This window comes from Pseudomonas sp. 11/12A, from assembly GCF_000800055.1.
In the GTDB taxonomy this organism is placed as follows: Bacteria; Pseudomonadota; Gammaproteobacteria; order Pseudomonadales; family Pseudomonadaceae; genus Aquipseudomonas; species Aquipseudomonas mohnii.
In genome coordinates this window covers 5,123,238-5,135,730 of sequence record NZ_JUGV01000001.1, presented here as the reverse complement: position 1 = coordinate 5,135,730, position 12,493 = coordinate 5,123,238, and the positions used below count along the sequence as shown (strand labels likewise).

Below are 12,493 nucleotides of genomic sequence, written 5' to 3'. Positions count from 1 at the left end.
CCCAACTGCAAAAAGGAGAGCGCCATGCGCCCTGTTATTTTGCGTCGCGGTCTGGTCGCTCTGTTTGCAGCGGCTGTAGCCTTCGGCGCCATTACTCAAGCCCAAGCTGAAACGTTACGCATCGGCTATCAGAAATACGGCACCCTGGTGCTGCTCAAAGCCAAAGGCACTCTGGAAAAACGCCTCGCCGCCCAAGGCGTGGACGTGCAATGGACTGAATTCCCCGGTGGCCCGCAACTGCTCGAAGGCCTGAACGTCGGTTCCATCGACTTCGGCGTCACCGGCGAAACCCCGCCCGTGTTCGCTCAAGCGGCGGGCGCTGATTTGCTTTACGTCGCCTACGAACCCCCAGCCCCTCACAGTGAAGCGATCCTGGTGCCGAAGGACTCGGCGATCAAATCGGTGGCGGATCTCAAGGGCAAGAAAGTCGTCCTGAACAAAGGCTCCAACGTGCACTACCTGCTGGTTCGCGCACTGGAAGACGCCGGCCTCAAGTACACCGATATCCAGACCGTGTTCCTGCCGCCGGCCGATGCCCGCGCCGCGTTCGAACGTGGCAGCGTCGATGCCTGGGTGATCTGGGACCCGTACCAGGCAGCCGCCGAACAGCAACTGCAGGCGCGCACCCTGCGCGATGGCCAAGGCATCGTCGACAACCATCAGTTCTACCTGGCGACCAAGCCTTACGCACAGAAAAACCCTGAGGTGATCAAGACCCTGGTGGAAGAAGTGCGTGCCGTCGGTGAGTGGTCCAAGGCCAATCCACAAGAGGTGACGCAACAAGTGTCGCCACTGCTCGGCCTGCCGGCGGACATCACCCTGACCTCGGTGAAACGCCAGGGCTACGGCGCCTTGTTCCTGACCCCGGACGTGGTCGCTGCGCAACAGAAAATCGCCGACAGCTTCTACCAGCTCAAGTTGATTCCGAAACCGTTGAGCATCAAAGACGTGATCTGGACGCCACCGGCAGCCGTTGCCAAAGCACAGTAATTCAATTCCCCAAGGAGACCACTCCATGAGCCTCAATATCTTCTGGTTCCTGCCTACCCACGGCGACGGCCATTACCTTGGCACCGCCGAAGGCGCTCGCGCCGTTGACCACGGTTACTTGCAACAAGTCGCGCAAGCGGCGGATCGTCTGGGCTTCGGCGGGGTGCTGATCCCCACCGGTCGCTCCTGCGAAGACTCGTGGCTGGTGGCGGCGTCGCTGATCCCGGTCACCCAGCGTTTGAAATTCCTTGTCGCCCTGCGCCCCGGGATCATTTCCCCGACGGTGGCCGCGCGTCAGGCTGCGACTCTGGATCGCCTGTCCGGCGGTCGTGCGCTGTTCAACCTGGTGACGGGTGGTGATCCGGAAGAGTTGGCCGGCGATGGTCTGTTCCTCAGCCATGACGAGCGCTACCAGGCTTCGGTGGAGTTCACCCGTATTTGGCGCCGCGTGCTGGAAGGCGAAACCGTTGATTACGACGGTCAGCACATCAGCGTGAAGGGTGCCAAATTGCTGTATCCGCCGATTCAGCAACCGCGTCCGCCGTTGTATTTCGGTGGCTCCTCGGAAGCGGCGCAGGACCTGGCGGCAGAGCAGGTTGAAATGGTTCTGACCTGGGGCGAACCACCCGCCGCCGTTGCCGAAAAGATTGAACAAGTCCGCGCCAAGGCCGCGAAGCTCGGTCGAACCGTACGTTTTGGCATTCGTCTGCATGTGATCGTGCGTGAAACCAACGCCGAGGCCTGGCAAGCGGCGGACCGCCTGATTTCGCACCTGGACGAAGACACCATCGCTCGCGCCCAGGCTTCCCTGGCGCGCTTCGATTCGGTGGGCCAGCAACGCATGGCTGCGCTGCACGGCGGCAGTCGCGACAACCTGGAAGTCAGCCCCAACTTGTGGGCCGGTGTTGGCCTGGTGCGCGGCGGTGCCGGTACGGCGCTGGTGGGCGATGGTCCGACCGTGGCCGCTCGCGTGAAAGAGTACGCGGACCTGGGCATCGACACCTTTATCTTCTCCGGTTATCCACACCTGGAAGAGTCGTATCGCGTTGCCGAGTTGCTGTTCCCGCACCTCGATATCGAACGTCCCGAACTGCCGAAAAGCGCCGGTTACGTCAGCCCGTTCGGTGAGATGGTGGCCAACGACATTCTTCCCAAAGCCGCGTCCCAGAGCTGAGGCGCGCCATGAAGAAAATCATCCACAGCCTCGCGCCCTGGGCGTTGCCGGTGTTGTTGTTGGCGGTGTGGCAGTTGTCGGTGTCGGCGGGCTGGTTGTCGACACGGATTCTGCCGGCACCGATCGCCGTGATCGAAGCCGGTGTGAGCCTGGTGCGCAGCGGCGAGATCTGGACGCATCTGGCGATCAGCGGTTGGCGTGCTGCCCTGGGTTTCACCATCGGTGGCAGCATCGGCCTGACTTTGGGCTTCATCACCGGCCTGTCGAAATGGGGTGAGCGCCTGCTCGACAGCTCGGTGCAGATGATCCGCAACGTGCCGCACCTGGCGCTCATTCCGCTGGTGATCCTGTGGTTCGGTATCGACGAGTCGGCGAAGATTTTCCTGGTGGCGCTGGGCACCTTGTTTCCGATCTACCTCAACACCTACCACGGTATCCGCAACGTCGATCCGGCGTTGGTGGAGATGTCGCGCAGTTATGGTTTGTCCGGTTTCAGCCTGTTCCGTCAGGTGATCCTGCCGGGGGCGCTGCCTTCGATCCTGGTCGGCGTGCGCTTCGCACTGGGCTTCATGTGGTTGACGCTGATCGTCGCCGAGACCATTTCCGCCAGTTCCGGCATTGGTTACCTGGCGATGAACGCCCGGGAGTTTCTGCAGACCGACGTGGTGGTGCTGGCGATTCTGCTGTACGCGGTGCTCGGCAAGCTGGCCGACCTCGCCGCCCGTGGGCTCGAACGTGTGTGGCTGCGCTGGCATCCGGCCTATCAAGTCGCCAAGGGAGGTGCTGCATGACGGCTCAACAACCTCCACGCCTGCTGCGCGGGATTCCGCTGGTGGTGCGCAATCTGCAAAAAACCTTCGGTTCGCGGCAAGTGTTGCGCGAGATCGACCTGCACATTCCGGCAGGCCAGTTTGTCGCGGTGGTCGGTCGTAGCGGCTGCGGCAAGAGCACCTTGCTGCGCTTGCTCGCGGGCCTTGATCAACCCACCGCAGGTGAGCTGCTGGCCGGCGCCGCGCCGCTCAGTGAGGCGCGGGAAGACACCCGCTTGATGTTCCAGGAAGCGCGTCTGCTGCCATGGAAAAAGATCATCGATAACGTCGGCCTGGGGCTCAAGGGCAACTGGCGGCCGCAAGCGCTGGAAGCGCTGGAAGCGGTCGGTCTGGCGGATCGCGCCAATGAGTGGCCGGCGGCGTTGTCTGGAGGGCAGAAGCAACGTGTGGCCCTTGCTCGCGCGCTGATTCATCAACCGCGTCTGCTCTTGCTCGACGAACCATTGGGCGCGCTGGATGCGCTGACCCGAATCGAAATGCAGCAACTGATCGAACGGCTCTGGCAACAGCACGGTTTCACTGTGTTGCTGGTGACCCACGACGTCAGTGAAGCGGTGGCGATTGCCGATCGGGTGATCCTGATCGAAGACGGCGAAGTCGGCCTCGACCTGCATGTGGAGTTACCGCGCCCTCGGGTCCGCGGTTCCCATCGACTGGCGGCGCTGGAAACCGAAGTCCTCAACCGTGTGCTGTCACTGCCCGGCCAACCGCCGGAGCCGGAACCTGTTTCACCCTTGCCTACGCAGTTGCGTTGGGCTCAGTAAGGCAGCTGCGAGCTTTGAGCTTCAAGCTGCGAGAAGAGGCACAGCGCTTTTACTTGCAGCTTGTGGCTTGCCGCTTACAGCTCATTTCGACCTCAGGAGAAATCAATATGACCATCAAAGCCATCAACGTTCGCAACCAGTTCAAAGGCTCCATCAAGGAAATCGTGCTCGGCGACGTGCTGTCGGAAATCGACGTGCAAACCGCTTCCGGCATCGTCACTTCAGTGATCACCACGCGTTCGGTGAAAGAACTGGAGCTGGCCGTGGGCAGCGAAGTGATTGCATTTGTGAAATCCACCGAGGTGTCGATCGCCAAGTTGTAAGCCGTGCGCGTAAACGACAACCCCGGAGGGTTTTAGCCCTTCGGGGTTTTTGTTCTTTAAAGATCGCGCTTGGGCAGATAGGGCGGCAGGTACAAGCCAAGGTAGGCATCAAACACCCGCATCCCTTCTTCAGCCATGCGCGGTGTGATCTGCCCATGCTGCTGGACCGAACGCGCATAGACCCGATCACCGAGCTCCATGGCCAGCGCAAACACATCGACATCGCTCGGCAGCTTCGGCAGCTCGAAGTGGTGGTCGAACAGTTTGTGCATCAGGTCGCCCAGTTCGATGTCGTGCTGACGATCGGCCTGGGTAACTTCGGTCAGGCCGTGTTGGGCGAGGATCAGTTGGCGGGCGGCGGCGTCTTCGCTGTAGATCTCGAGCATGCGTTGCTCCACCAGGCGCGACAGATCCCGCCAGCCGGTGAGGGCTTGGTGGTCGATGGGTGCTTGCAGGCAGGCGCGGAAGGCAGCGTGGACGTCGGCGGTCAGGGCTTCGAGCAGGGCCGGAACGCTGGCGAAGAAGTGGTAGACGGAGGAGGGCGGGATCTCCGCGCGCTCGGCCACGCTGTAGATCGACAGGCTGGCCACGCCCTCGGCGGCCAGCAGTGTGCGGGCCGCATCGAGTATCGAATCGATTCGGGCCTGGCTGCGTGCGCGGGGTTTGCGGGGGGTGGCTACGCGTGTCATTGAAGTCTCCTGCGGGGCAGCGGGCATTGTACGAGCGGGGTTGCGTGTTGTCTCGTCGGCCGCCATTGCTGGCAAGCCAGCTCCCACAGAAATTTCTGGTGTACACGGAATTTATGTTCACTGGAGATCAACTGTGGGAGCTAGCCTTGCTGGCGATCCGCCGCAGGCGGCCATAAAAAAACGCCGCAGGCTTCAGCAGCCAACGGCGTTCCTTTTTACTGCAACCGCTTACACGGTATGCAGGTACCAGTTGTACTCGAGGTCGGAGATGGAGTGTTCGAACTCTTCCAGCTCGCTCTCTTTACAGGCCACGAAGATATCGATGTATTTCGGATCGATGTACTTGGCCATGACTTCGCTGTCGTCCAGCTCGCGCAGTGCATCGCGCAGGTTGTTCGGCAGGCTCTGCTCGTTCTGCTCGTAGCTGTTGCCTTCCACTGGAGCGCCCGGTTCGATCTTGTTGACCAGACCGTGGTGCACGCCTGCCAGGACCGAAGCCATCAGCAGGTAGGGGTTGGCGTCGGCACCGGCCACGCGGTGTTCCAGGCGGACCGCGTCGGCGGAACCGGTCGGCACGCGCAGGGCGACAGTGCGGTTGTCCAGGCCCCAGCACGGCGAGTTCGGCACGTAGAACTGTGCGCCGAAACGACGGTAGGAGTTGACGTTCGGGCAGAGGAAAGCCATCTGCGCCGGTAGGGTCTCGAGCACACCGCCGATCGCGTGACGCAGTGCGGCGTTCTGCTCGGGATCCTCACTGGCAAAAATGTTTTTGCCTTCTTTATCGAGAATCGAGATGTGGACGTGCAGACCATTGCCCGCCTGGCCCGGATAAGGCTTGGCCATGAAGGTGGTGTCCATTTCATGGTCGTAGGCGATGTTCTTGATCAGGCGCTTGAGCAGGACCGCGTAGTCGCAAGCCTTGATCGGGTCGGCCACGTGGTGCAGGTTCACTTCGAACTGCGCCGGGGCACTTTCCTTGACGATGGCGTCGGCCGGGATGCCTTGCTCTTTCGCACCTTCCAGAATGTCCTGGAGGCAGTCGACGTATTCGTCGAGGTCGTCGATCAGGTAAACCTGTGTCGAGTGCGGGCGTTTGCCGGAAATCGGCGAGCGCGGTGGTTGTGGGCGGCCGTTCACGTTCTCCTGGTCGATCAGGTAGAACTCCAGTTCGAACGCGGCGCAGATGGTCAGGCCCATCTCATCGAACTTGGTGACGACTTGTCGCAGCACTTCGCGCGGGTCGGCGAAGAAAGGATCACCTTCGAGTTCGTGCATGGTCATCAACAGTTGCGCGGTCGGGCGCTTCTGCCATGGCTCGTTGCACAGGGTGTCGGGAATTGGATAGCAGATTCGGTCAGCATCGCCGATGTCCAGGCCCAGGCCGGTGCTTTCCACCGTCGAACCATTGATATCCAGAGCAAATAGAGAGGCCGGCAGGTTGATGCCTTTCTCGTAAACCTTGTGGAGGCTGGTGCGTTCGATGCGCTTGCCGCGCACCACACCATTCATATCCGCAATCAGAAGGTCAACGTACAGAACCTCAGGATGTTCCTTAAGGAACGCGTTCGCTTCGTTAAGCTGAACGGCACGCGGGGGTACCGACATGATGCAACACCTTTGTTGTTAAAAATATCAATCATTGATCTCTTCGGATTCCAGTCAACCCGAACGGCATGCCGAAGTCAAGTGAGGCCGTTTTTGCCCCAAAAAAGCGCTCGTGCGGCTTTTTTGAGGCACTTTGGGGCGTTTTTATGCCCCTGAGCGCTATACCGTCTGCATGCTTGAGCGGGCCGTGTTGTATTTTTTACGGGGGTGTTGTGTAAAAAAATGAACAAGGCTAAGCTCGAATCAAACCCATAACAGCAATAATACCGGGGTGCTACATGTCTCGCCTGTCGTTAATCGGCATCACCGACTGCGGTCAGCAGAACGGTCTGCATGCTTATCACATCAGTGGCGATATCTACGTCAGCGTCGCAGCCTTCGCGGTTCCCGGCGTGCCGGTGATCTTTCCGTCCCTGGCGAATCGACCCTTTGCGTCCGATATTCTGGACGGCCTTGATGGCACCCCCATTACGGTTACTCCATTCAATATAGAACCGATTCACAATAATAGTGGCGCCTCCATTGCCTTGGGCACCGCTTGCGATTCTGCACGCCCGGCATTTGCCGCGTGGTGCAATAAAAACACGATAGCCTTTCGTACACCTGAATTTCAACGCGGCGCCGATGCGTCAAACATTGCCCGACTCCTGCAAGAGTCAGGAAACTCAAAGCCTAGAGGCATTTATGAGTAACAACCTCGACCAGCTCACCGATTGGTTGAAAGACCACAAGATCACAGAAGTCGAATGCATGATTGGCGATTTGACCGGGATTACCCGGGGCAAGATCTCGCCGACCAACAAATTCATCGCCGAAAAGGGCATGCGCCTGCCAGAGAGTGTGCTGTTGCAGACCGTGACCGGCGACTATGTCGAAGACGACATCTATTACGAACTGCTCGACCCGGCCGACATCGACATGATCTGCCGTCCCGATCAGAACGCGGTGTTCCTGGTGCCATGGGCCATCGAGCCAACGGCGCAGGTGATTCACGACACTTACGACAAGCAAGGCAACCCGATCGAGCTGTCGCCGCGCAACGTGCTCAAGAAGATCCTGAAACTCTATTCCGACAAGGGCTGGCAGCCCATCGTGGCGCCGGAAATGGAGTTCTACCTGACCAAGCGCAGCGATGACCCGGATTACCCGTTGCAGCCGCCGATCGGCCGTTCCGGTCGCCCTGAAATCGGTCGCCAATCGTTCTCCATCGAAGCGGCCAACGAATTCGATCCGCTGTTCGAAGACGTCTACGACTGGTGCGAACTGCAGGAGCTGGACCTCGACACGCTGATCCACGAGGACGGCACGGCGCAGATGGAAATCAACTTCCGTCACGGCGATGCCTTGTCCCTGGCCGACCAGATCCTGGTGTTCAAGCGCACCATGCGCGAGGCCGCGCTCAAGCACAACGTGGCGGCGACCTTCATGGCCAAGCCCATGACCGGCGAGCCCGGCAGTGCCATGCACTTGCACCAGAGCATCATCGACATCGAAACCGGCAAGAACATCTTCTCCAATGAAGACGGGACCATGAGCCAGCTGTTCCTGCACCACATCGGTGGCTTGCAGAAACTCATTCCTGAGCTGTTGCCGCTGTTTGCGCCCAACGTCAATTCGTTCCGCCGTTTCCTGCCGGACACCTCGGCACCGGTAAACGTGGAGTGGGGCGAAGAAAACCGCACCGTGGGCCTGCGGGTTCCGGATGCCGGGCCGCAAAACCGTCGGGTGGAAAACCGCCTGCCGGGCGCCGATGCCAACCCGTACCTGGCGATTGCCGCGAGCCTGCTCTGCGGTTACATCGGCATGGTCGAAGGACTGAACCCGAGTGCGCCGGTCGTGGGCCGTGGCTATGAACGCCGTAACCTGCGCCTGCCACTGACCATCGAAGATGCGCTGGAACGCATGGAAAACAGCGCGACCATCGAGAAGTACCTGGGCAAAAATTTCATTACTGGCTACGTCGCGGTCAAGCGGGCCGAGCATGAAAACTTCAAGCGCGTGATCAGTTCGTGGGAACGGGAGTTCCTGCTTTTTGCCGTCTGACACGCCGGGCGTCCGTTGTCGCCAGACGGCGCCTCCACCTGATTTTCTTTAGGAGATTGGTATGACCAGCAACAACCCGCAAACCCGTGAATGGCAAGCCCTGAGCAACGATCACCACCTGGCCCCGTTCAGCGACTTCAAGCAGTTGAAAGAGAAAGGCCCACGGATCATCACCAACGCCAAGGGCGTTTACCTGTGGGACAGCGAAGGCAACAAGATTCTCGATGGTATGGCTGGCCTGTGGTGCGTGGCCATCGGTTACGGTCGCGATGAACTGGCCGATGCCGCCAGCAAACAAATGCGCGAACTGCCGTACTACAACCTGTTCTTCCAGACCGCTCACCCACCGGTGCTGGAGCTGGCCAAAGCCATCGCCGACATCGCGCCTGAAGGCATGAACCATGTGTTCTTCACCGGTTCCGGCTCCGAAGGCAACGACACCATGCTGCGCATGGTTCGTCACTACTGGGCGATCAAGGGCCAGCCGAACAAGAAAGTCATCATCAGCCGCAAGAACGGCTATCACGGTTCCACCGTGGCCGGCGCGAGCCTGGGCGGCATGACTTACATGCATGAACAAGGCGACTTGCCGATCCCGGGCATCGTCCACATCGCCCAGCCGTACTGGTTCGCCGAAGGCGGTGACATGACGCCGGAGGAGTTCGGTGTCTGGGCCGCGAATCAGTTGGAAGAGAAGATTCTGGAAATTGGCGTCGACAACGTGGGCGCCTTTATTGCCGAGCCGATCCAGGGCGCCGGCGGCGTGATCATTCCGCCAGACACCTACTGGCCGCGCATCAAGGAAATCCTCGCCAAGTACGACATCCTGTTCGTGGCGGACGAAGTGATCTGTGGTTTCGGCCGCACCGGTGAGTGGTTCGGTTCCGACTTCTACGGCCTCAAGCCTGACATGATGACCATCGCCAAAGGCCTGACTTCCGGCTACATCCCTATGGGTGGCCTGATCGTGCGTGACGAAGTGGTGGCGGTGCTCAATGAAGGCGGCGATTTCAACCATGGCTTCACCTACTCCGGCCACCCGGTGGCGGCTGCGGTGGCACTGGAAAACATCCGCATCATGCGCGAAGAAAAAATTATCGAGCGCGTGCACAACGAAACGGCACCGTATTTGCAGAAACGTCTGCGGGAACTGAACGATCACCCATTGGTGGGCGAAGTTCGTGGGGTCGGTCTGTTGGGGGCTATCGAGTTGGTGCAGGACAAGGCCACTCGCAAGCGTTACGAAGGCAAGGGCGTCGGCATGATCTGCCGGCAGTTCTGCTTCGATAACGGCCTGATCATGCGCGCCGTTGGCGACACCATGATCATCGCGCCACCCCTGGTGATTACACTGGCGGAAATCGATGAGTTGGTGACCAAGGCACGCAAGTGCCTGGACCTGACCCTCAGTGCATTGCAGGGCTAAGTGCTAGGCTCTGAGCGGGAGTAAGAAACTTTCGCTCGGCACAGTCATAAGAGGCGGCCTTTTGTTGAAAGACCGCCTCGGATCTTGCCAGACTAGCCGCGGTTCCAGTTGCCCGGGTTCGGCCGCTGAACATAGTGGTTCAAAAGAGAAAAATTTGGAGCATCACGCATGAAGGCATTAGGCAAAATGTTTGCTGGCAAGACTCTTCTCGCCATGTCCCTGATGGGCATTATGGCGAGCGCGGTTCAGGCGGACGACAAGGTGTTGCACGTCTATAACTGGTCCGACTACATCGCTCCGGACACGATCAAGAAGTTTGAAGACGAGTCGGGTATCAAAGTCGTCTACGACGTCTTCGACAGTAACGAAACCCTCGAAGCCAAGTTGCTGGCCGGCAAGTCCGGTTACGACGTCGTCGTACCGTCGAACAATTTCCTGGCCAAGCAGATCAAGGCCGGCGTTTACCAGAAGCTGGATAAGTCCAAGCTGCCAAACTGGAAAAACCTGAACACCGACCTGCTCAAGGCCGTATCGGTCAGCGACCCGGGCAACGAACACGCCTTCCCGTACATGTGGGGTTCGATCGGTATCGGTTTCAACGCCGAGAAGGTCAAGGCTGCACTGGGTGCCGACGCACCGACCGATTCCTGGGATCTGATCTTCAAGCCTGAGAACGCCGCCAAGTTGAAGTCGTGCGGTATCAGCCTGCTCGATTCGCCAACCGAGATGATTCCGGTGGCGCTGCACTACCTGGGCCTGCCAACCGACAGCCAGAAGAAAGAAGACATCGACAAGGCTGAAGCGCTGATCATGAAGGTTCGTCCTTCGATCGCTTATTTCCACTCTTCCAAGTACATCTCCGACCTGGCCAACGGCAACATCTGCGTGGCCGTGGGTTACTCGGGCGACATCTACCAGGCCAAGTCCCGCGCGGCTGAAGCCGGTGACAAGGTGAAAGTCAGCTACAACATTCCGAAAGAAGGTGCGGGCAGCTTCTACGACATGGTCGCCATCCCTAAAGATGCCGAAAACGTCGAAGGCGCCTACAAGTTCATGACCTTCCTGCAGAAGCCGGAAATCATGGCTGAAATCACCAACGCCGTGCGCTTCCCGAACGGTAACGCGGCTGCCACGCCACTGGTGGATAAAGACATCACCAGCGATCCAGGCATCTACCCGCCAGCGGACGTGCTGGCCAAGCTGTACGCGATTGCCGACTTGCCGGCCGCGACCCAGCGGATCCTGACTCGCAGCTGGACCAAGATCAAATCCGGTAAGTAAGTAACAACTCCTGTAGGAGCGAGCTCGCTCGCGATGAACCTGAGAGCACCGCGGGGTGCCAGGCACCCCGCGTCATCGTTGATGACCATCGCGAGCGAGCTCGTTCCTACAGGGATTTTCATAAAGTTTGCTGGAACGGTTTTTCGAGGGTAAGTTGCGCGCCGGTTTTGTTGCCAGGCAGCCACGGCTGTCATGTAACGCGGGGCAACTTGGGCCCAACTAATTTTAGAGGACCTCCACTTGCCTATTTTTTCTTTGTTGCGCAATGCCATGCTGGTTGCCGCCGGGTTGACGCTTGCCGTCAATGTCCAGGCCGCCGGCACCGTGCATATTTATAACTGGTCGGACTACATCGGTCAGACCACCCTGGCAGACTTTCAGAAAGAGACCGGTATCAAGCCGGTCTATGACGTCTTCGACTCCAACGAAACCCTGGAAGGCAAGTTGCTGGCCGGGCATACCGGGTATGACGTGGTCGTGCCGTCCAACCACTTCCTCGGCAAGCAGATCAAGGCCGGTGCTTTCCAGAAGCTCGACAAGTCGCAGTTGCCGAACTATTCGAACCTCGACCCGGCGCTGCTCAAGCGCCTGGAGCAGAACGACCCGGGCAACCTGTATGCCGTGCCGTATCTGTGGGGCACCAACGGCATCGGTTACAACGTCGACAAAATCAAGGAAGTGTTAGGCGTCGACAAAATCGATTCCTGGAGCGTGTTGTTTGAGCCGCAGAACATCAAGAAGCTGCAGAAGTGCGGTGTGGCGTTCCTCGACTCCGCGGATGAAATGATGCCCACGGTCCTCAACTATATGGGCCTGAACGCTAACAGCACCGACCCCAAAGACTACGAAAAAGCGACCGCCAAGTTGCTGGCCGTGCGGCCTTACGTGACTTATTTCAACTCTTCCAAATACATCTCGGACCTGGCCAATGGCGATATCTGCATCGCCGTCGGATTCTCCGGCGATATTTTCCAGGCCCGCACCCGCGCCGAAGAAGCCAAGAAAGGCATCAACATCGCCTACACCATTCCGAAAGAAGGTGGCGCGCTCTGGTTCGATATGCTGGCGATTCCGAAGGACTCGGCCAACGTCAAAGAGGCCCATGCCTTCATCAACTATTTGCTGAAGCCTGAGGTGATCGCCCAGGTCAGTGATTACGTCGGCTATGCCAACCCTAATCCGGGGGCGGACAAACTGATGGAACAATCCATTCGCACCGACGAAGCGGTTTATCCACCGCAAGCCGTGCTCGACAAGACCTACGTGTCCATCGAGTTACCACCGAAGATTCAGCGTTTGATGACCCGCAGCTGGACCACGGTCAAGTCGGGTAAATAGCTTCAAGGCTCAAACTATCCAAGGTTGGCT

12 protein-coding genes are annotated in these 12,493 nt (G+C 59.2%); 10 read left to right on the top strand and 2 right to left on the bottom strand.

Translation table 11 applies throughout. The annotated features are described in order from the left end of the window. The first annotated feature begins 24 nt into the window (after window positions 1-24). The 5 genes from GQ39_RS23675 (at window position 25) to GQ39_RS23655 (ending at window position 4,081) form a co-directional block, all read left to right on the top strand. Entirely contained in the window at window positions 25-990 is a 966-nt protein-coding gene (locus tag GQ39_RS23675) for a sulfonate ABC transporter substrate-binding protein (RefSeq protein WP_047534739.1), read from the top strand. A gap of 25 nt (window positions 991-1,015) precedes the next feature. Continuing rightward, on the top strand, window positions 1,016-2,164 hold the full coding sequence (gene ssuD, locus GQ39_RS23670) for an FMNH2-dependent alkanesulfonate monooxygenase (protein ID WP_047534736.1): 1,149 nt from the start codon (window positions 1,016-1,018) through the stop codon (window positions 2,162-2,164). Window positions 2,165-2,172: 8 nt separating this feature from the next. After that, window positions 2,173-2,955 carry an aliphatic sulfonate ABC transporter permease SsuC gene (ssuC, locus tag GQ39_RS23665; protein ID WP_047534732.1) on the top strand — a complete coding sequence of 261 codons (783 nt, stop codon included), beginning with the start codon at window positions 2,173-2,175 and terminating at the stop codon, window positions 2,953-2,955. Further along, entirely contained in the window at window positions 2,952-3,758 is an 807-nt protein-coding gene (gene ssuB / locus GQ39_RS23660; RefSeq protein ID WP_047534729.1) for an aliphatic sulfonates ABC transporter ATP-binding protein, read from the top strand. The genes ssuC and ssuB overlap by 4 nt, the downstream gene beginning before the upstream one ends. 107 nt (window positions 3,759-3,865) lie before the next feature. After that, window positions 3,866-4,081, top strand: coding sequence for a TOBE domain-containing protein (locus GQ39_RS23655; protein WP_007967989.1), 216 nt, complete (start codon window positions 3,866-3,868; stop codon window positions 4,079-4,081). A 56-nt stretch (window positions 4,082-4,137) separates the two neighbouring features. Here the strand turns inward: GQ39_RS23655 and GQ39_RS23650 are convergent, their stop codons facing one another. Both GQ39_RS23650 and GQ39_RS23645 read right to left on the bottom strand, forming a co-directional pair. Continuing rightward, window positions 4,138-4,770, bottom strand: a complete 633-nt coding sequence (locus GQ39_RS23650) for a TetR/AcrR family transcriptional regulator (RefSeq protein WP_047534717.1) — start codon at window positions 4,768-4,770, stop codon at window positions 4,138-4,140. A gap of 228 nt (window positions 4,771-4,998) precedes the next feature. Further along, window positions 4,999-6,375 (bottom strand): glutamine synthetase family protein, encoded by a 1,377-nt coding sequence (locus GQ39_RS23645; RefSeq protein ID WP_047534714.1) that lies wholly within the window; start codon window positions 6,373-6,375, stop codon window positions 4,999-5,001. Between the two features lie 278 nt (window positions 6,376-6,653). Between GQ39_RS23645 and GQ39_RS31800 the strand changes: the two genes are divergently transcribed. The 5 genes from GQ39_RS31800 to GQ39_RS23620 all read left to right on the top strand — a co-directional run bounded on the left by GQ39_RS31800 (window position 6,654) and on the right by GQ39_RS23620 (window position 12,463). Then, entirely contained in the window at window positions 6,654-7,067 is a 414-nt protein-coding gene (locus GQ39_RS31800) for a gamma-glutamyl-gamma-aminobutyrate hydrolase family protein (protein WP_081997962.1), read from the top strand. Next, complete coding sequence (locus GQ39_RS23635; protein WP_047534712.1) at window positions 7,060-8,418, top strand: glutamine synthetase family protein; 1,359 nt, start codon at window positions 7,060-7,062, stop codon at window positions 8,416-8,418. Before GQ39_RS31800 ends, GQ39_RS23635 begins: the two co-directional genes overlap by 8 nt. A 61-nt stretch (window positions 8,419-8,479) precedes the next feature. Continuing rightward, on the top strand, window positions 8,480-9,844 hold the full coding sequence (locus GQ39_RS23630; protein WP_047534711.1) for an aspartate aminotransferase family protein: 1,365 nt from the start codon (window positions 8,480-8,482) through the stop codon (window positions 9,842-9,844). A gap of 168 nt (window positions 9,845-10,012) precedes the next feature. Next, a complete protein-coding gene (locus GQ39_RS23625) occupies window positions 10,013-11,125 on the top strand; it encodes a polyamine ABC transporter substrate-binding protein (protein WP_047534709.1) in 1,113 nt (370 codons plus the stop codon). A 240-nt stretch (window positions 11,126-11,365) separates the two neighbouring features. Next, the gene (locus tag GQ39_RS23620) at window positions 11,366-12,463 is read left to right on the top strand and encodes a polyamine ABC transporter substrate-binding protein (RefSeq protein ID WP_047534706.1); all 1,098 of its coding nucleotides are present in this window, start codon (window positions 11,366-11,368) and stop codon (window positions 12,461-12,463) included. Window positions 12,464-12,493 lie beyond the last annotated feature (30 nt).